This is a genomic window from Consotaella salsifontis, from assembly GCF_900167365.1.
Taxonomy (GTDB): Bacteria; Pseudomonadota; Alphaproteobacteria; order Rhizobiales; family Rhizobiaceae; genus Consotaella; species Consotaella salsifontis.
Genome location: NZ_FUXL01000018.1, coordinates 33,248 through 52,683, shown reverse-complemented (window position 1 = coordinate 52,683; position 19,436 = coordinate 33,248). Strand labels below are relative to the sequence as shown.

19 protein-coding genes are annotated in these 19,436 nt (G+C 63.8%); 11 read left to right on the top strand and 8 right to left on the bottom strand.

From position 1 onward, the window contains the following. Positions 1-30 precede the first annotated feature (30 nt). A complete protein-coding gene (locus B5D38_RS19055) occupies positions 31-741 on the bottom strand; it encodes a class II aldolase/adducin family protein (RefSeq protein ID WP_078710049.1) in 711 nt (236 codons plus the stop codon). Then, the gene (locus tag B5D38_RS19050; protein WP_078710048.1) at positions 738-1,625 is read right to left on the bottom strand and encodes a DeoR/GlpR family DNA-binding transcription regulator; all 888 of its coding nucleotides are present in this window, start codon (positions 1,623-1,625) and stop codon (positions 738-740) included. The genes B5D38_RS19055 and B5D38_RS19050 overlap by 4 nt, the downstream gene beginning before the upstream one ends. A 453-nt stretch (positions 1,626-2,078) precedes the next feature. Here B5D38_RS19050 and B5D38_RS19045 point away from each other — a divergent pair, with 453 nt between their 5' ends. The 10 genes from B5D38_RS19045 to B5D38_RS19000 all read left to right on the top strand — a co-directional run bounded on the left by B5D38_RS19045 (position 2,079) and on the right by B5D38_RS19000 (position 15,140). Next, on the top strand, positions 2,079-3,605 hold the full coding sequence (locus B5D38_RS19045) for a sugar ABC transporter ATP-binding protein (protein WP_078710047.1): 1,527 nt from the start codon (positions 2,079-2,081) through the stop codon (positions 3,603-3,605). After that, a complete protein-coding gene (locus B5D38_RS19040) occupies positions 3,602-4,606 on the top strand; it encodes an ABC transporter permease (RefSeq protein WP_078710046.1) in 1,005 nt (334 codons plus the stop codon). Before B5D38_RS19045 ends, B5D38_RS19040 begins: the two co-directional genes overlap by 4 nt. A gap of 72 nt (positions 4,607-4,678) precedes the next feature. Continuing rightward, positions 4,679-5,626, top strand: coding sequence for an ABC transporter substrate-binding protein (locus B5D38_RS19035; RefSeq protein WP_078710045.1), 948 nt, complete (start codon positions 4,679-4,681; stop codon positions 5,624-5,626). Positions 5,627-5,926: 300 nt separating this feature from the next. Continuing rightward, on the top strand, positions 5,927-6,886 hold the full coding sequence (locus B5D38_RS19030; protein WP_078710044.1) for a GAF domain-containing protein: 960 nt from the start codon (positions 5,927-5,929) through the stop codon (positions 6,884-6,886). A 152-nt stretch (positions 6,887-7,038) separates the two neighbouring features. Beyond that, positions 7,039-8,553 (top strand): aldehyde dehydrogenase, encoded by a 1,515-nt coding sequence (gene adh / locus B5D38_RS19025; protein WP_425349343.1) that lies wholly within the window; start codon positions 7,039-7,041, stop codon positions 8,551-8,553. 81 nt (positions 8,554-8,634) lie between these two features. Beyond that, positions 8,635-8,994, top strand: coding sequence for a DUF779 domain-containing protein (locus tag B5D38_RS19020; RefSeq protein ID WP_078710042.1), 360 nt, complete (start codon positions 8,635-8,637; stop codon positions 8,992-8,994). A gap of 152 nt (positions 8,995-9,146) precedes the next feature. Beyond that, positions 9,147-10,169: a TAXI family TRAP transporter solute-binding subunit gene (locus B5D38_RS19015; protein WP_078710041.1), complete on the top strand. Its 1,023-nt coding sequence runs from the start codon at positions 9,147-9,149 to the stop codon at positions 10,167-10,169. 90 nt (positions 10,170-10,259) lie between these two features. Further along, the gene (locus B5D38_RS19010; protein ID WP_078710040.1) at positions 10,260-12,305 is read left to right on the top strand and encodes a TRAP transporter permease; all 2,046 of its coding nucleotides are present in this window, start codon (positions 10,260-10,262) and stop codon (positions 12,303-12,305) included. A gap of 224 nt (positions 12,306-12,529) precedes the next feature. Continuing rightward, complete coding sequence (locus B5D38_RS19005) at positions 12,530-13,168, top strand: TRAP transporter small permease subunit (RefSeq protein WP_078710039.1); 639 nt, start codon at positions 12,530-12,532, stop codon at positions 13,166-13,168. After that, positions 13,161-15,140: a TRAP transporter large permease gene (locus tag B5D38_RS19000; protein ID WP_078710038.1), complete on the top strand. Its 1,980-nt coding sequence runs from the start codon at positions 13,161-13,163 to the stop codon at positions 15,138-15,140. Before B5D38_RS19005 ends, B5D38_RS19000 begins: the two co-directional genes overlap by 8 nt. Before the next feature lie 74 nt (positions 15,141-15,214). Here B5D38_RS19000 and B5D38_RS18995 read toward each other — a convergent pair whose 3' ends face one another. From B5D38_RS18995 to ykgO, 3 genes are all read right to left on the bottom strand, one after another. Next, on the bottom strand, positions 15,215-16,321 hold the full coding sequence (locus B5D38_RS18995) for a TRAP transporter substrate-binding protein (RefSeq protein WP_078710037.1): 1,107 nt from the start codon (positions 16,319-16,321) through the stop codon (positions 15,215-15,217). Between the two features lie 189 nt (positions 16,322-16,510). Beyond that, positions 16,511-17,098, bottom strand: coding sequence for a tetratricopeptide repeat protein (locus B5D38_RS18990; RefSeq protein WP_245319392.1), 588 nt, complete (start codon positions 17,096-17,098; stop codon positions 16,511-16,513). A 149-nt stretch (positions 17,099-17,247) separates the two neighbouring features. Beyond that, a complete protein-coding gene (gene ykgO, locus B5D38_RS18985; protein ID WP_078710035.1) occupies positions 17,248-17,373 on the bottom strand; it encodes a type B 50S ribosomal protein L36 in 126 nt (41 codons plus the stop codon). On the opposite strand from ykgO, the gene B5D38_RS22265 reads away from it, so the two are divergent. Next, on the top strand, positions 17,372-17,554 hold the full coding sequence (locus B5D38_RS22265) for a hypothetical protein (RefSeq protein WP_165690911.1): 183 nt from the start codon (positions 17,372-17,374) through the stop codon (positions 17,552-17,554). The two genes, ykgO and B5D38_RS22265, sit on opposite strands and share 2 nt — an antisense overlap. Here B5D38_RS22265 and B5D38_RS18980 read toward each other — a convergent pair. The 3 genes from B5D38_RS18980 to B5D38_RS18970 are packed head-to-tail and all read right to left on the bottom strand — an operon-like array spanning position 17,526 to position 19,308. After that, on the bottom strand, positions 17,526-18,608 hold the full coding sequence (locus B5D38_RS18980; protein WP_078710034.1) for a 5-(carboxyamino)imidazole ribonucleotide synthase: 1,083 nt from the start codon (positions 18,606-18,608) through the stop codon (positions 17,526-17,528). The genes B5D38_RS22265 and B5D38_RS18980 overlap by 29 nt on opposite strands. Next, a complete protein-coding gene (gene purE / locus B5D38_RS18975; protein ID WP_078710033.1) occupies positions 18,605-19,108 on the bottom strand; it encodes a 5-(carboxyamino)imidazole ribonucleotide mutase in 504 nt (167 codons plus the stop codon). Before purE ends, B5D38_RS18980 begins: the two co-directional genes overlap by 4 nt. Next, on the bottom strand, positions 19,105-19,308 hold the full coding sequence (locus tag B5D38_RS18970) for a YdcH family protein (RefSeq protein WP_078710032.1): 204 nt from the start codon (positions 19,306-19,308) through the stop codon (positions 19,105-19,107). Before B5D38_RS18970 ends, purE begins: the two co-directional genes overlap by 4 nt. Positions 19,309-19,436 lie beyond the last annotated feature (128 nt).

Here is a 19,436-nt window from a genome sequence, read left to right as displayed (position 1 = left end):
CCCTTTAAGTCCGGCTCAGGCGTTCAGCCTTCACCTCCGCGACGCACCGCCATGGGCCGGCGGCTCCACCCGCTCGGCGATCGACGGATCGATCTCCCCCGCCTGCTTGCCGTATGTCTTGAAGCGCTGAAGAACCACGTCCATGTCGGCATCGCTCAGGAGCACGCCGGCGCCGAGGGTGCGCGTTCCGATATAGATGCGCGCGAGGTTCTCGACCTCCTCGAGCACACCGAACGCCTGCGTCATCGTTTGGCCCAGGGCGATGACGCCGTGGTTGCCGAGCAGGCACGCGTTGCGAGGGCCGAGAGCTTTCAGGGCTTCATTGGAAAGCGCCTGGGTGCCGAACGGCGCATAGCCCGAACACCGGACGACCGAACCGCCGCCAACGCCGACCATGTAGTGGATCGGCGGAATATCCATCCGGCAGCAGGCCAGGATCGCGCAATGGACCGCGTGGCTGTGGAGCACCACCTTGATGTCGGGTCGCGCCTTCTGAATGTCGTAGTGGAAGCGCCACTCCGACGACGGGATGAAGTCGCCGTAATAGCGCCCGTCTTCGTCCATCTCGACGATCTGCTCGGGCCTCATGACGTCGTAGGGGATGCCCGAGGGCGTGATCAGCAGCCCGCCGTCGATGCGCACGCTGAGATTTCCCGACGATCCCGTGTTGAGCCCCGCCGCGTTCATCCGCCGGCAGGTCGCGATCATCTCTTCCCGGATACCTTGATAATTGTCCGTCATGATGCCTCCAAAACGCCGCCACCCCTGACGATCCCCGCCTCCCGGCGGCCGCCGGCGGCCTCTCCTCCGTTGTCTCCCGCGCGAGACGCATCCCTGCTCGATGAAACGCGGCCGGTCGGCGCGACCAGAACCGTGACCCCCTCGTCCACCAGCATCTGGTGGCTGCGCTCGGAGATGCCGTCGTCCGTCACGAACACGTCGACCGCCTTCAGCGGGCACAGCACCAGGCTTCGCCCCGCGAGAAATTTCGAGCTGTCCGCGAGAACCACCAGCCGTTCGGCCTGCCGGCGCAACGCGTTGAACACCTGGATCGGCATCGGGTCCTCCTCCAGGATGCCCGCCGTGCTCACGGCATGGCAGCCGATGAAGAACGTGCTCGCCGCCACCTGCCGCATCGAGTCGGCCTCGAACGGGGAAAGAACGATGCCCGACTGGCCGAAGACCTGACCGCCGGTCATGAAGGTGCGGTTGTCCGTGTGCGCCGTCAGATGATTGACCACCGGCAGCGAATTCGTCAGCACCGTCAGCCCGGCGCGCGGCAGGTGTTCAGCGAAGCGGGCCACCGTCGTGCCGCCAAAGAGAATGAGCGTGTCCGGCACATGGCAAAGCGACAGCGCGGCCGAGGCGATGGCGTCCTTGGCATCGGCATGGCGTGCTTCTTCCTCGCTGAAAAAGTAGGATGGCAGCGGCTGGCGCTCCACCGTGTCGAGCGGCGCGACGCCCCCGCGCACCCGGCGCAGAAGCCCCTGCCTGTCAAGATCCTCCACGTCGCGGCGCAAGGTGGCGCTCGAAACGTCAACGATCGCTGAAAGCTCACGGTAGGATGCCGCGGTTTTCCCTTCTATATACTTTAGAATACTTTTAAGGCGATCTTCCTTAAGCATGGCCACATGCTATCGTCTGCGTCTCCAGCCGGTCAATCGGCTTTTTGCAAAAGTTCGCATTTCTGATCATTTTCCGCGAAAGTTGCGGTTGCGTAGCGCGGATAAATGAGCAAAGCTCCATCATCGGAGCGCGGTTCTGGGAGGAAACGTGATCTTGCGCATAGAGTTTTTGCAAAGAGGATCGCCCTGCGTTGCGGTCGCCAATCACTCACGTGGCGTTGAAGAGTGAGGCTTGAGTTATTTGTCTTTCGTCCTGCGCGGCGTTAGACAATTTGTGGTCGCTGTATCGAACGGCGCCCCTGGAGGAACGGACGACAAAATACTGGGAGGTATTTGTCCGATGATCAGAGGCTGTGGACGTCTCGGCGCATCAAGCGCGCCGCGGCGAGATGGATTTCTATGCCCATGCGATGCCGGCTCCTTGCCTGCAACGCAGCGGGAGACGGTCTAGCCATGGCTGATCTCATCGAGATGCGCGGCATCGAGAAGATCTTCCCCGGCGTGCACGCGCTCAAGAACGTCGATTTCGAGCTGCGATCGGGTGAGGTTCACGCTCTCATGGGGGAGAACGGGGCCGGCAAGTCGACGCTGATGAAGATCCTCTCCGGCGTCTATGCCAAGGATGGAGGGACGATCCGCGTCGGCGGCAACGAAGTGACGATCGATGGCCCTCGTGCCGCCCAGGCGCTCGGCATCTCAATCATTCACCAGGAGCTTTCCCTGATGAATGACCTGTCGGTGGCGCAGAACATCTTCATCGGCCGGGAGCCGCGCCTGCGCTTCGGGCGACTGGACGAGGCTGCGCTGAACCGTCGAGCCGACGAAATCTTCGCCGCGATGAACCTTCATCTCGATCCGCGCACCAAGGTCGAACGCCTGACGATCGCCAAGCAGCAGATGGTCGAGATCGCCAAGGCCCTCTCCTTCCGCTCGCGAGTCCTTATCATGGACGAACCGACCGCAGCGCTGAACGACGCGGAGATCGAGGAGCTCTTCGTCATCATCCGCCGCCTCAAGAGCGAGGGCGTCGGCATCATCTATATTTCCCACAAGATGGACGAGCTGAAGCGCATCGCCGATCGCGTCACCGTCATGCGCGATGGCGAGACCGTGGGCACGGTTCCGGCCGCATCCACCCCGATCGGGCAGATCATTTCCATGATGGTGGGACGCTCGCTCAGCGACGAGGCCGCCGTCATCCCGGACCTATCGGCGGCTCCTGTGGCCTTTGAGGTCAAGGGCCTTCGGCGCGGACGGGAGATCCGCGACGTCAGCTTCTCCGTAAAGAAGGGCGAGATCCTCGGCTTCGCGGGGCTCATGGGCGCGGGCCGGACCGAGGTCGCGCGGGCGATCTTCGGCGCGGACCCCATCGAGGCCGGCGAGATCTTCATCAACGGCAACCGCTGCCACATCCGCGCGCCGGCCGATGCGGTCGCCGCCGGCATCGGTTATCTCTCCGAGGATCGCAAGCATTTCGGCCTGGCGGTCGGCATGGACGTGCGCGCCAACATCGTCATGGCCAGCCTCGACCGGTTCACGAACCGCGCCGGCCAGCTCGACGAAAAAGGAATGCGCGGCGAGGCGGCGAAATACATCTCCCTTCTCGGCATCCGCACCCCGTCCGACCGCCAGGAGGTTCGGCTTCTGTCCGGTGGCAATCAGCAGAAGGTGGTGGTGGCCAAGTGGCTGCTCCGGGACTGCGAAATTCTGATTTTCGACGAGCCGACGCGCGGCATCGACGTCGGCGCCAAGGCCGAGATCCACAAGCTGCTGCAAAGCCTCGCCGCCCAGGGTCGCGCCGTCATCGTGATTTCCTCGGAGCTGCCGGAGGTGCTGCGTCTCAGCCACCGCATCGCCGTGATGTGCGAGGGACGGCTGACCGGCATCCTGCCGGGCGGAGGAAAGACCACGCAGGAGGAAATCATGCACCTCGCGACGCTGCGCGAGAGCGCCATGGAACCTGTCGGAGAACCCGCATGAGCACGACCGCCGAAACATCACGGGCAAAGTCCGGCTTTTCCCTCGGCGCCGGCGCCTACCAAAAGCTCCTCGCCTTCGCCAGCTTGGTTCTGCTGTTGATCGGCTTCTCGCTGGCGTCGCCGAACTTCATGCAGACCGCCAATATCATCGCGATCCTTCAGGCGACGGCGGTCAATGGCGTCCTGGCCGTCGGCGTCACGCTCGTCATCATCACCGGCGGCATCGATCTTTCGGTCGGAACCTTGATGACCTTCTGTGCCGTCATCACCGGCGTGGTCCTCACCTATTGGGGCCTGCCGCTCCCGCTCGGCATCGTCGCGGCCATCGGCACCGGCGCCTTATGCGGCCTCACCTCTGGCTTCTTCGTCGCCAAGATGAAGATCCCGCCGTTCATCGCCACGCTCGGCATGATGCTGATGCTCAAGGGCCTTTCCCTGGTCATCTCCGGCACCAAGCCGATCTATTTCAACGACACGCCCGGCTTCACAGAGATTTCCCGCGGCTCCCTGATCGGCGCCGTTCTGCCGTCCCTGCCCCTGCCAAACGGTGTGCTCATCCTCTTCCTGACCGCCTTTGCCGCGAGCTACATCCTGGAACGCACCGTGCTCGGCCGCTACACTTTCGCGCTCGGCTCCAACGAAGAATCGGTGCGCCTTTCGGGCGTCAACGTGGATGCCTGGAAGATGGGCATCTACGCCCTTTCCGGAGGAATCTGCGGCATCGCCGGGCTGCTGATCGCTTCGCGCCTCAACTCGGCCCAGCCGGCTCTCGGCCAAGGCTACGAATTGGAAGCCATCGCCGCCGTCGTCATCGGCGGCACGTCGCTCTCGGGCGGGCGCGGCACGATTCTCGGAACTCTCATCGGGGCGCTCATCATGGCGGTCCTTACCAACGGCCTGCGCATCCTTTCGGTGGCGCAGGAGTGGCAGACCGTCGTCACCGGCGCGATCATCATCATGGCCGTCTATGCCGACATGATGCGACGCCGGAAGATGGGCTGAACCTGAAACAAGAGAGCGGCCAACGCTCCCCTCGCGTGCGTCATCCCCAGATCAATCAATCGGAGGAAGTTGATGTTTACCCGTCGCGTTCTTCTCGGCGCCATCTGCGCCGCAGCGTTGCTGGCCCCCACCATGGGCGCATCTGCACAGGACAAGATGTACATCCCGTTGATCTCCAAGGGCTTCCAGCATCAGTTCTGGCAGGCCGTGAAGACCGGCGCGGACAAGGCGGCGGCCGAACTCGGCGTCGAGGTCACGTTCGAGGGGCCGGACAATGAGAGCATGGTCGACCGCCAGATCGACATGCTCGCCGCCGCCCTCGCCAAACATCCGAGCGCCATCGGATTCGCGGCGCTTGATAGCCAGGCCGCCATTCCGCTTCTGAAGCAGGCGCAAGAGCAGAAAATCCCCGTCATCGCCTTCGATTCCGGCGTCGACAGTGACATTCCGCTCGCCACCGCCGCGACCGACAACGTTGCCGCCGCGGCTCTCGCCGCTGACAAGATGGCCGAGCTCATCGGCGGCAAGGGACAGGTCGCCGTGGTCGTTCACGACCAGACAAGCCGCACCGGCATCGATCGCCGCGACGGCTTCGTCAATCGCATCAAGGAGAAGTACCCCGACATCGAGATCGTCACCGTCCAATATGGCGGCGGCGACCAGCTCCAGTCGACAGAGCTCACCAAGTCGATCCTCCAGGGCAACCCCGACCTCGCCGGTATCTTCGGCGCCAACGAAGGCTCGGCGGTCGGCGTCATCAACGGCGTGCGCGAGATGGGTAAGAAAGATGTCGTCGTCATCGGCTACGACTCGGGCGCCGCTCAGAAGCAGGCGATCCGCGATGGGTTGATGGCCGGCGCCATCACGCAGAACCCGGTCGGCATCGGCTACGAGACCGTCAAGGCCGCCGTGGCGGCCGCCAAGGGCGAAAAGGTCGAGAAGAACATCGACACCGGCTTCTTCTGGTACGACAAGACGAACATCGACGATCCCAAGATCGCCGCCGTCCTTTACGATTGATCAGACAAGATTGGCCGTGCCGGTGGGAGAGAACCGCCGGCACGGGCCGCTCGGCGCATGAGCGAGCACCTTGAGCCGTAGGCGATGCGAGGCGCCTGCGCTCGTATCAACGAATTTTGATGTATTCGGGATAGCCGCTTAAACCGAGTGCGCCCGCCACTTTTCGAGATAAATTCCCCGATCGAATGTCGGGAGGATTTTCCGCCGCACATTAGAACGCTATAAAAAGACCGTGGCCCGAAGGAGGACGAAGGCCGCAAGCTTCGATCGAACCGCAGCCGCGCCACGGGAGGATGACGCATGCAGTCCGTTCACACCGACCATTCCTCTGCCATCGAGGCGGCCATTGCCGCCAACGAGGCAGCCCGGTCGCCGCTCGTCGCGTCGTGGAGCCGCTCCGCGCGCCTTCATGGCCTCGATCCCCAGTGTCGGACACCGCCCAAGCGGCTCAGCGCGAAGGAGTTCCGCGAGGTCCGCTCGCGCATGGAACCTCTTGTTCGAATTGCATCACCCAATCTCGACCGGCTGTTTCAAGCCGTCGGCGGCATCGGATGCTGCGTTCTTCTGGCCGACAGCAACGGCATCCCGGTCGATCGACGTGGCGCGGCCGGTGACGATTCGACCTTTGAGAACTGGGGGCTCTGGACCGGCGCGGTGTGGAGCGAGGCGGAAGAAGGCACCAACGGCATCGGCACATGCCTCATCGAGCACAGGCCGGTTACGATCCACCGCGATCAGCACTTCATGGCGCGCAACGTCGTCCTGGGGTGCATGGCGGCCCCCTTGCACGACCACACCGGGTCGCTCGCCGGCGTCATCGACGTCTCCTCCTGCCGCGACGACCTTTCCCAAGGAGTCGCCTCGCTCATCTCCCTCACAGTGACGGAGACAGCACGGCGGATCGAGGCCGAGATTTTTCGAGAGGCCTTTCCCAAGGCGCGGATCACTCTGGTATCGAGCGACGAGCGCAATGCCGGCGCGCTGATCGCCATCGATGCAGATGATCTCGTCGTCGGCGCGACTCATAGCGCTCGCCGCGCCCTGGGGCTCAAGGGCGATCTGTCGGCCAACCCCGTGCCGGCGTCCGATCTTCTGGGGTCGGTAGCCTCCGAAACCCTTGGCGATGCCGAGCGCGCAGTCCTCGCCCGCGCCCTTGCGCGCGCCGGCGGTAATGTCTCGGCGGCGGCTCGCAGCATCGGTATTTCCCGCGCGACGTTCCATCGAAAGCTGGGGCGCCAGCGCTCGAGCGACGCCGCCTAGCACCTGCGACAACCTGTCGCACTTCTGCGACAGGTTGCAATCCTCGCTCTTTGCAAGCGGGCTGACTTGAACCGGCGAACGGCAGACACTCATTCCCAGCAGCGCCGCGAGGAGGCGGCGCTTCAAATGCTGGGAGGTCAATCATGAACGAGATGCCCGTCAACAAGATCGCCACGGCCAAGCCCCCGTTTGCCGAGCGCTACGACAACTATATCGGCGGCAAATGGGTGGCCCCAAAATCCGGCCGCTACTTCGACAACATCACCCCAATCACCGGAAAGGTCCTCTGCCAGGTGGCGCGCTCGGACGCCGCCGACATCGAGCTTGCCCTGGACGCCGCTCACGCCGCCAAGGACAAGTGGGGAAAGATGAACGTTGCCCAGCGCGCCTATGTCCTCAACAAGATCGCCGACCGCATGGAGGAGAACCTCGAACTCCTCGCCACGGCCGAGACGTGGGACAACGGCAAGCCGATCCGCGAGACGATGGCGGCGGACCTGCCGCTGGCCATCGATCATTTCCGCTATTTCGCCAGCTGCGTCCGCTCTCAGGAGGGTACGCTCTCCGAAATCGACCACGAGACGATCGCCTACCACTTCCACGAGCCCCTCGGCGTGGTCGGCCAAATCATCCCGTGGAACTTCCCGATCCTGATGGCGGTGTGGAAGCTGGCGCCGGCGCTCGCCGCCGGCAACTGCGTCGTGCTGAAGCCCGCCGAGCAGACGCCGGCCTCGATCATGGTGCTGATGGACCTCATCGGCGACCTTCTGCCCGAGGGCGCCGTCAACATCGTCAACGGCTTCGGCCTCGAGGCGGGCAAGCCCCTCGCCTCGTCGAACCGCATCGCGAAGATCGCCTTCACCGGCGAGACGACGACCGGCCGACTGATCATGCAGTACGCCAGCCAGAACCTCATCCCGGTCACGCTCGAGCTGGGCGGCAAGTCGCCCAACATCTTCTTCGACGACGTTCTGGCCGCCGACGACGACTTCTTCGACAAGGCGATCGAGGGCTTCGTGATGTTCGCGCTGAACCAGGGTGAGGTCTGCACCTGCCCGTCCCGCGCGCTCATCCAGGAATCGATCTACGACCGCTTCATGGAGCGGGCCCTGGAGCGCGTGAAGGCGATCAAGCAGGGCCACCCCCTCGATCCCACCACTATGATCGGCGCCCAGGCCTCAAACGAGCAGCTTGAGAAGATCCTTTCCTACATCGACATCGGCAAGCAGGAAGGCGCCGACCTTCTTCTCGGCGGCGAGCGCAATCACCTCGGCGGCGACCTGGAAGAAGGCTTCTACGTCAAGCCCACCGTCTTCCACGGCAACAACAAGATGCGCATCTTCCAGGAGGAGATCTTCGGTCCGGTGGTCTCGGTCACGACCTTCAAGGACGAGGACGAGGCGCTCCACATCGCCAATGACACGCTCTACGGCCTGGGCTCGGGCGTCTGGAGCCGCGACATGAACCGTTGTTACCACTTCGGCCGGAACATCCAGGCGGGCCGCGTCTGGACCAACTGCTACCATGCCTATCCGGCCCACGCCGCCTTTGGCGGCTACAAGCAGTCCGGCATCGGACGCGAGACGCACTCGATGATGCTCGACCACTACCAGCAGACCAAGAACCTCCTGGTCAGCTACAATCCTAAGAAGCTCGGCTTCTTCTGATCGAGCGACTTTGCCGATGCGCCCGGTCGGCCTCCGCCGGCCGGGCGTTTTCCATTTGGATGTCTGCCTCGGGAGGAGGAGATGAGCGAAGCGTTGAACAAGGTGAGCGCCACACCCGAAGCTCTCGCGCTTCTGGCGGAAATCGTCGCCGATCACGGCCCGGTCATGTTCCACCAGTCGGGCGGATGCTGCGACGGTTCCTCGCCCATGTGCTACCCTGAGGGCGATTTCATCCTCGGCGACAGCGACGTCAAGCTCGGCGAGATTGGCGGCATGCCATTCTATATCGGCGGCGCGCAATACGAGGTGTGGAAGCACACCAATCTCATCATCGACGTCGTGCCGGGACGCGGCGGGATGTTTTCTCTCGACAACGGGCGGGAGCGCCGATTCCTCACACGGTCCACCGTTTGCGCCTCACCGGATCGCGGCAATCGCTGATAGAAACTGCAATTCAGGCAAGAATCCAGGATAAAGGCCGATATCGGGCGCTTTTGTGGCCTGAAGCGCTTTCCCCAAAGCTTTCATTCTGCTTAACATTCTCCATCCGAACGCCGCCGGAGCCTCCGGCGGCACCACAAGAGGAGAGTGGAATGAAGCACACCCGACCCCTTTCGCTGTTCGGTGCGATTGTCGCCGTCGCTATTTCCGGTTTTGCGTTTTCCGGACCATCAGAAGCGCAGGACATGAAGTTCTTCCGCATCGCCACCGGCGGCACGGCGGGCACCTACTTCCCGATCGGCGGGCTGATCGCCAACGCGATCTCAAATCCCCCCGGCTCGCGCGCCTGCGAGGAAGGCGGCAGCTGCGGCGCACCCGGCGTAGTGGCGACGGCCATCGCCTCCAACGGCTCGGTCGCAAACGTCAACGCCATCGGCTCCGGTGCCGTGGAATCTGGCTTTTCCCAGTCGGACGTCGCCTATTGGGCGCAGACCGGCACGGGCGTCTTCGAGGGCAAGGGCAAGGTCGAGAAGCTCCGCGCCATCGCCAACCTCTATCCCGAGAGCATCCATCTTATCGCCAGCAAGGACTCGGGCATCACCTCGGTGGCCGACCTGAAGGGCAAGCGCGTTTCGTTGGACGAACCGGGCTCGGGGACGCTGGTGGACGCGCGGCTCATTCTTCAGGCCTATGGCCTGGATGAGAAGTCGGTGGAGCCTGAATACCTGAAACCCAACCAGGCGGCGGACCGGATGCGCGACGGCGCGATGGACGCTTTCTTCTTCGTCGGCGGCTTCCCGGCCGGCGCCATCGTCGAGCTCGCCAGCAGCACGCCTATCACGGTCGTGCCGATCGATGGCGAGGGCGCGGAGAAGGTCATCGGAGAGCATCAGTTCTTTGCGAAGAACACAATCCCCTCCGGCACCTATGAAGGCCAGCAGGGCGACGTCCAGACCCTGTCTGTCGGCGCGCAGTGGGTGACGAGCGCCGATCAGCCCGACGACCTCATCTACGAGGTGACGAAGGCGCTGTGGAACGACAACACGCGCAAGCTTCTCGATGCCGGCCATTCCAAGGGCAAGTCGATCACCAAGGAGACCGCTCTGGACGGCGTTGCCATTCCTCTCCATCCGGGCGCCGAGCGCTTCTATAAGGAAGCAGGCCTCACGAAGTAACAGGCGCTTAGCCGCACATAGAAGAGCGGGCACCAGCCTGCCCGCTCTTCATCTTTCCTCCAGCCCAAACGACGAGAGGCCGCACCGCCGATGTTCGACGACAAGGATGCCGACCCAGCCGCCATCAAGGAACTGGAGGAAAAATTCGATCCCGAGGTTCGCTTCCGGCCGCTCGGCAAGGTGGCGGCAGGGATCGCGGCCACCTTGTTGTTCCTGCTCTCCTGTTTTCATTACTACACGGCCGGGTTCGGCCTCCTGAGGGAGGTCAACCATCGCGGCGTCCATCTTGCCTTCGTTCTCTCCCTCATCTTCATCGTTTTCGCCGCGACGAAGAAGGGGCAGGAGCAGCTCTATCCGTCGAGCCTTTGGCGGCCCTTTGGCATTCCAGTGATCGACTGGCTGCTCGCCATCGCCGCCATCGCCGCCTCTCTCTACGTCCCCTACATCTTCGACGATCTCGCCTTCCGCGTCGGCAATCCGCTGCCGATCGACGTCATCATGGGCACGGTCATGATCGTCGTGCTGCTCGAGGCGACGCGCCGGGCCATGGGCTGGCCGCTGCCGGTGATTGCCATCGTGATCATGGCCTACGGACTGTTTGGTCAGTACGCGCCGGGCGTTCTGGTTCATCCCGGCGCAGATTGGCGGATGCTGGTCAATCACCTTTACCTGACCAGCCAGGGCATCTACGGCCTGCCAGTCGGCGTGGTGGCAACCTACGTCTTCCACTTCGTTCTCTTCGGCGTTCTGGCCACACGCATCGGCCTCGGGCGGCTTTTTATCGACATCGCCATGGCCATTGCCGGCCGCTATTCCGGCGGCCCGGCGAAGGTTTCCGTCTTCTCCTCGGCGCTGCTCGGCTCGATCTCCGGCTCGTCCATCGCCAACACGGTGACGACCGGCGCGCTGACCATCCCCGCGATGATCCGCATCGGCTATCAGCGCCATTTCGCCGCCGCCGTCGAGGCCGCCTCCTCCACCGGAGGCCAGATCACGCCGCCAGTCATGGGCGCGGCCGCCTTCCTGATGATCGAGTTTCTCGGCGTCTCCTATTCGACCATCATCACCGCCGCTATCGTGCCGGCCTTCATGCACTTCTTTGGCGTTCTCTGTCAGGTCCACTTCGAGGCGAAGCGCCTGGGACTGCGCGGCCTGACTCGTGACGAGCTGCCGCGCGTCGGTGCCATCCTGAAGCGCGATTGGCCAACGGTCATCCCGCTCATCATCCTCATCTCGATTCTGCTTCAGGGCTTCACGCCCTATCTCGCGGCCTTCTACGCCATCACCGCCTGCATCGTGATCGGCCTCGTCAATCCGCTGAACCGCATCACCTGGAGGGACGTTCTCGACGCCTTCATCCTCGGCGCCAAATACGCCCTGGCCGTCGGCGCCGCGGCGGCGACCGTGGGCATCATCATCGGCGTCGTGACGCTGACCGGCGTGTCCTTCAAGATCGCCTACATGGTGACTTCGACCGCCGGCACGTGGGCCTCGGCCATCGCGCCCTTCATCCCCTTCGGCATCATGGGCGTGTCGACCCTGACGCTGCTCATCACGCTGATTCTGACGGCGATGGTCTGCATCGTCATGGGCTGCGGCATCCCGACGACCGCGACCTACCTCATCATGGTGTCCGTCGCCGCCCCGGTGCTCGGCCTTCTCGGCGTTGCGCCGCTCGTCGCCCACTTCTTCGTCTTCTACTACGGCGTTCTGGCGGACATCACGCCCCCCGTGGCGCTGGCGGCCTACGCCGGCGCGGGCATTGCGAACGCCAACCCGTTCAGGGCCGGCAACACCGCGTTCCGCCTCGGCATGGGCAAGGCGCTGGTGCCTTTCGTCTTCGTCTTCGCGCCCTCGCTTCTGATCGTCGTCGATGACTTCAGCTGGTTCCGCTTCTTCCTGGCCTTCACCGGAACCGTCATTGGCATCACGGCGCTCTCGGCCGCCTTCGCGGGGTGGCTTGCCGGCCCCTTGTACCGCGTTGAGCGCTGGCTTCTCGGCATCGCGGCCGCTCTCCTCGTCGCCCCCGAGGTCGTTTCGACGTCGGTGGGATTGGTGCTCGTTGCGGCGGTTGTCGCACGGCAGCTCTTCTTTAGCGGGGCCGAACCCGAGGCGCCGGATGCCGCGAGCGCGTGACGCAAACATCGTTACGAGTGCTCCAGGCATGAGAAAAAAGCAGGCACGCCACTTCCCTAATCGGTCGGCGTGCTTGCACCCCAGGGGGAAAAAAGACTACGACCAGGGCCCCTCAGCCCTTCACGCCTGTTCGATTAAGAGCGCGGCCGTGACCGGCTGGGTTCATCAAACAGGGTTCGGCATGGCCCCAGCGTAGGCCGGGGTGCAATGGGGGTTTGACCATAATGACGGGGCTTCTCACGCTGTCGCACGCCATCGACCGCGTGACCGCATGGATCGGAAAGAGCGTATCCTGGCTCATCCTTGCCGCGATTCTTGTCAGCGCCGTCAACGCGGCGTTGCGCAAGGCTTTCGACATCTCGTCCAACGCCTGGCTCGAGCTTCAGTGGTATCTCTTCGGCGCGGTCTTCATGCTCGCGACTGCTTGGACGCTGCAGCGCAACGATCATGTGCGGATCGATGTCCTGTCCTCGCGCTTCTCCCCGCGCGCGCGCAACTGGATCGATCTCGTCTGCCACATCCTGTTTCTGATGCCGTTCGCCATTTTGATGACGTGGCTGTCCTGGTCATTCTTCTGGCGATCGTTCTTTTCCGGCGAGCGCTCGATGAACGCCGGGGGCCTTTTGCTATGGCCGGCGAAGGGGCTGATTCTCCTCGGCTTCATCGTGCTGATCGCCCAGGGCGTCTCCGAAATCATCAAGCGCGTCGCCGTTCTCAGCGGCCATCGACACGAGGTGGAGGAGCCTGACGAGGAGGATATCGAGCCTGAAGCCGGCAAAGACATGGACCCGGTGATCAGTTGGCGGCGTGGAGAAGAAGGGGCGCACACAGAAAAGCCAGAGGCGGGCCGCAACGATGCTTGAGCTCATCGCCCACAACCTTGCGCCGATCATGTTCATCTCCGTCATGGCGATGCTGCTGATCGGATATCCCGTCGCGCTGACGCTCGCCGCCGGCGGTCTGTTCTATTTCGTCGCCGGCGTCGCGCTCTCCAGCTCCGCACCGGGAGAAATTCATCTGTTCTGGCCGCTCCTCAACGCCCAGCCCGAGCGGGTGTTCGGCATCATGAGCAACGATACGCTGCTCGCCGTTCCCTTCTTCACCTTCATGGGCCTGATCCTCGAGCGCTCGGGCATGGCCGAGGACCTTCTCGACACCATCGGCCAGCTTTTCGGCCCCATCCGGGGCGGCCTCGCCTATGCGGTGATTCTCGTCGGCGCGCTTCTCGCGGCGACCACCGGCGTCGTTGCCGCCTCGGTCATCGCCATGGGGCTGATCTCGCTGCCCATCATGCAGCGCTACGGCTACAGCCAGCGCGTCGCGACGGGCACCATCGCCGCCTCCGGCACCCTCGCACAGATCATTCCGCCCTCGCTGGTGCTGATCGTCATGGCCGATCAGCTCGGCGTCTCCGTCGGCGATATGTATATCGGCGCGATGTGGCCGGCGCTGATCATCGTCGCCGTCTATTGTGGCTATATCTTCACCCTGTCCATCACCAGGCCAGAGCTCGTTCCCTCGCTGCCGCCCGAGGCGCGCACACTCGGCGGCGGCGTGATTTCGCTCATCCTCGTCCTGGCCGGCGCCGTCGCGGTCTATCTCGTGGCCCACGACACGATTTTTGCGGACATGCGGGATGAGACGCGGCTCGTCTCTTCGGCGGTGACGGCCGTGCTTCTCGCCTATCTCCTGGCGGTCGCCAATCAGCTTCTCGGGCTTTCGATCCTGTCGCGACTGGCAAGTCAGGTGATCATCGTCCTCATCCCGCCGCTCGCTCTCGTCTTCCTGGTCCTCGGCACGATCTTCCTCGGCATCGCAACGCCGACGGAAGGCGGCGCCATGGGCGCGGTGGGCGCAGTCTCGCTCGCCTTCCTCAAGCGCAGGCTGGACTTCAAGACGCTGCGCTCCTCGGTCGAGGCGACAACGACGCTGTCCGCCTTTGTCATGTTCATTCTCATCGGCGCCCGCGTCTTCGGCCTGACCTTCTACGGCATCAACGGCAACATATGGCTGGAGAGCCTGCTTCTCGAGCTGCCCGGCGGCGAATACGGCTTCCTGTTCGTCGTCACGATCATCGTTTTCATCCTGGGCTGCTTTCTCGACTTCTTCGAGATTGCCTTCATCCTCGTGCCGCTGCTCGCACCCATTGCGCAGAAGCTCGGGATCGACCTCGTCTGGTTCGGCGTCATCCTCGGCATCAACCTCCAGACCAGCTTCCTGACGCCGCCCTTCGGCTTCTCGCTGTTCTATCTGCGCTCCGTCGCACCGACCCGCGAATGGCGGGACGCCGTGACCGGCCGTCTCATGCCTCCGGTTCGCACCGGCGCCATCTACTGGGGCAGCCTGCCCTTCATCGGCATCCAGTTCCTCATGATCCTTTTGATCATCGCCGTGCCCTATCTCGTGCTGCATTATAAAACGGAGGCGAAGCCGCTCGAGGGCGCGATCGAGTTCGCGCCGCCGAGCTTCGACGGGGGGGCAGGCAACGGGGGCTTCGGTCTGCCGCCGCTCGGGGCGCCAGGAACTCCCGCCTCGCCGTCAAACGGCGCCACGGTTCCTGCCCCGTCGTTCGACCTGCCACCGCTGAACCTTGGCGGCCCCGGCAGTGGCGCATCGGAAGGCACCCCTCCGGCGGACGGCGGCTCCTCTTCGACAGCACCCGCCATGGGCCTGCCGCCCTTGACGCTGGGCGGTCCTCCACCCGCGCTGGGTGGTCCGACCGACACTCCGCCGCAGCCGGCGGCCGCCGCCCCGGCACAGAACCCGCCCGACACGGGGCAATCCTCGGGTCAAACGCCGCCCGTCGATCTCAGCCAGCCGCCATCGTTCAACTGACGAAGCGAGTTGCCAACGAAAAGAGGCCGCGGCGCCGACGCCACGGCCTCTTTTTCATGCAGTGGGTGAAGAGCCTACAGAGCGTTGTTGCGCTGCTGGATCATCATGAACGTGTCGAAGGTGTATTCCGAGAGCTGCGCCCACAGATAGGCGTCGCGCTTGAAGGCGGTCTGGCTGTCGAAGATCTTCTTGAAGTCGGCGTTCTGGGAGGAGATCTCGGCGTGGGTTTCCTTGGCGGCGTTGAAGCTCGCCTGAAGAATCTCCTGGCTGAACGGCCGCAACTGCGCGCCGGCACGCACCAGGCGTGCAATCGCCGCCGGATTCTTGTAGTCGTAATCCGCCAGCATCGCCCCGTTCGCCGCCTGACAGGCGGCCGTCAGAATCGACTGGTAGGTCTTCGGCAGTGAATCCCACTTGTCCTTGGCGATCATGACGTGGAGCGAGGCGCCGCCTTCCCACCAGGCCGGATAGTAGTAGTACTTCGCCACCTTGTAGAGGCCGAGCTTCTCGTCGTCGTACGGTCCGACGAATTCCGTCGCATCCAGCGTACCCCGCTCCAGAGAGGCATAGACGTCGCTCGCCGCGATCTGCTGCGGCACCACGCCAAGCTTCTCCACGACGCGGCCTGCAAGGCCGGCGATGCGCAGCTTCAGGCCCTTGAGATCATCGACCGTGTTGATCTCCTTGCGGTACCAGCCGCCCATCTGGGCGCCCGTGTTGCCGCAGGGCAGCGCGAAGATGCCGTTCTTGCCGTAGAACTCGTTGAGAAGGTCGTTGCCACCGCCCTGATAGAACCAGGCGTTCATCTGGCGCGCGTTGAGGCCGAAGGGCACGGCGGTGCCGAGCGCGTAGGTCGGGTCCTTGCCCCAGTAATAATAGGACGCCGTGTGCGTCATCTCGACGGTGCCGCTCATGACGGCATCCAGCGCCTGCCCCCCCGGCACGATCTCGCCCGCCGCGAACTGCTGGATGTCGAACTGTCCGTCCGTCGCTTCGCGAACATAGCGCGCCACGAGATCGCCGGTGCCGAAAAGCGTATCGAGCGACTTCGGGAAGGACGAGGTCATCCGCCAATTGAGCTTGGGCTTTTCCTGGGCGATGGCCGGCGCCGCCAGCGTGCCGGATGCAGCCGCCCCAACCCCTACAAATCCGGCATTCTTGATGAATGAGCGGCGATCCATTGTGGTTTTCTCCCTGGCTCTTTGTCACCGCCGACGCGCATTCGCTGACGGGCGGGGAAACAAAGCAGGAAGCTCGCCTGATGGCAAGGCAGCTCCAGGCGCCAAGGATAGTTTTGACTGGAGAAAGAGAGCCTGCAAAGGCGCTCGCTGGCACGGGTTCTGCCCCCCCGTCAGAGCCAACGGCAAGGATCAGGCGCGATCGCCCGCCAGTTCCTCCGCGAGCCGCGAGACGGCCGACTGCGCGCCCTGGTTCGCCGGATAGACGTCGAGCACGCGCATGTAGATGTCGAGAGCCTGCTCTTTTCGCCCGATCTGCTGAAAGATGGTCGCCAGCCCGATCAGGGCATTGAAGTGGCGCGGTTCGCGCCGCAGCACCTGCTGAAGATCGGAAATCGACTTGCTGATGCGGTCGCTGGTGAAGTGGAGCGTCGCCCGCCGGTTCCAAAGTTCAGCCAACTGGGGCCGAAGCGCGATAGCCTGATCGATGAGATCGAGAGCCGCGGCGCCCTGGTCGTTCGCCATCGCCTCGCCGGACCATTGCAGCAGGAGATCGATGGTCGCGCTGCCGCTCTCGTTCCACACCGACTCAATGCGGGAGGCGATCTGCGCGGCCTTGGGTGCCGATGATTCGCGTTTGAGCTCCACGAACAGCGCGTCGAGCCGTTCTTCACGCGTCCCAGGAGAAGATTGCGATTCGTTGGATTCGGTCTCTGCCGCCCGTCCGGCGATCGCCTCGGCCGGGTTTCTGCGCGAGGCAATATCGCTCCCCTCCGCCATGGCGGGAGGGGCCATCAAGGAAACAAAAACGACAAACGAAATCGCGGCCTGCATCATTCGATGCTAGCCCGCGATACGCATGCTGAAAAGTGACATCAGCGTGAGACGCCGATGCACGGGAGGCGCGGCCCGAAGGCCGCTCGCCCGCCTCAGCCCTGACGGGCCTTGTAGCGGGGCGCTTCCTTGTTGATGATGTAGATGCGGCCCTTGCGACGCACCATGCGGTTGGCGCGGTGGCGGGACTTGAGGCTCTTCAGCGAGTTCTTGATCTTCATGGTGCTGACCGTAGAATCGACCGGCGACGACCGAAAGCACCGGCCGCTACCCAAGGAAAAGCGCGCCAAACGGCGCGCCGAGAAAGTGGCGTCAGTTAACCTCGCCGGCCTGAAATGTCAACGCTCGGCGAGCGGCGGCATCGCGCTTCATCTCAGGCATCACGCGTTAGAAGCCGCGTGAAATGGCCCATCTTGCGCCCCGGCCGGGCCTGCCGCTTGCCATAGAGATGCAGCACGACATCGCTCTCCGAAAGGAGCTCGTATGCCTTACTGGCCTCCTCGCCGATGAGATTCTCCATGACGCAGTCGCTGTGCCGTGTGGGCGCGCCGAGCGGCAGCCCCGCCACCGCGCGAATATGCTGCTCGAACTGCGAGACGAAGCAGGCCGCCTCCGTCCAATGGCCCGAATTGTGGATGCGCGGAGCGATCTCGTTGACGAGAAGCGCGCCTTCCGCCGTCTCGAACAGCTCGACGCCGACGACCCCGACATAGTTCAGCTTCTCGAGAATCGTCTTTGCGACCGCTTGGGCGTTCGCCGCTGTGGCCGGAGAGATGCCGCCTGGAACGACAGAGCGGCGAAGGATGCCGTCCTCATGCGTGTTCTCCGCCGGATCGAAGCCGACGACAGTCCCATCGGCGCCGCGCGCCGCGACGACGGAAAGCTCACGAACGAAGGGAACGCGCTTTTCCAGGATGCTCGGCACCCCGCCCAGGGCGTCCCAGGCCTCGGCATAGCCATCGGCGCGGGAAAGGCTCACCTGCCCCTTGCCGTCATAGCCGAAGCGCCGGCTCTTGAGGATACAGCCTCCTTCGAGTTCCTGAAGGGCGTGGTCAAGTTCCTGAACGGTATCGATCGCCCGCCACGGCGCGGTGGCAAGACCAATTCCGTTGAGGAACGCCTTTTCGACGACGCGATCCTGGGAGACCTCCAGCGCCTCTACCGGCGGGAAGACGGGCGTCTCCTCCGATGCGCGCCGAAGCGGTGCCACGGGTACGTTCTCGAATTCGTAGGTGATGACCTGACAGCGCCGAGCGAGCTTCAGGATCGCCACCGGATCGTCATAGGCGGCGACGATAATGTCGCCGGCCGTCTCGGACGCAGGGCAATGTTTGTCGGGATCGACGACGATGGTGCCGAGACCGAGGCGCGCCGCCGCCATCGCCAGCATGCGGCCGAGCTGGCCTCCGCCGACAATGCCGATCACCGCGCCAGGAACGAGCGGACGGAAACTCACGAAATATTCTCCGGGCGCTCGGCAACGGCTTCGGTTCGTGCCTGTCGCCAATGGTCCAGGCGTTCCGCGAGCGCCGGGTTGCCCAGCGCCAGGATGGAGACGGCGAGAAGCGCCGCGTTGACCGCCCCTGCCCGCCCGATCGCGAGAGTTCCAACCGGAACGCCCGCCGGCATCTGGACGATGGAGAGAAGACTGTCTTCTCCCGAGAGCGCCCCGGTTTCGACCGGCACGCCAAGCACGGGCAGCGTCGTCATCGCCGCCGTCATGCCGGGCAGATGAGCGGCTCCGCCCGCCCCCGCGACAATCACCTTGAAGCCATTGCTCTTGGCGCTGCGGGCAAAGTCGTAGAGGCGCTCGGGCGTGCGATGCGCGGAAACGATGCGGGCATCATAGCTGACGCCGAGCGCATCGAGTGTCTCGGCGGCGTGGCGCATGGTCTGCCAGTCGGACTGGCTGCCCATGATGATGGCGATGTCGGCCGTGGCGGTCGCTGCCGTCATGCAGGAATATCCGGAATGATCTGGTCCTCGATTTCCTTGAGTTTGTCGCGGATGGCCAGCTTCTTTTTCTTCATTCGCTGAACCTGCAGCGGATCGCAATTCACGCTGATCATGGCGCCGATCGCGGCGTCATAGTCGGCATGCTCCTGGCGAAGCCGCGCCAGCTGCAATCGAAGGCCTGCCTGCTCCTGATCCGACATCCTCGTTTCCCCATCAACGGCGGCTTTCCGCCTATCCGGAAAAATGCCTTAGCAGCCGTTCTTTCGCCTTACCAGCCTGAAAGGAATCGTCAAACACTGGCCTAAATCACGTTCGACAGTGTGACCGT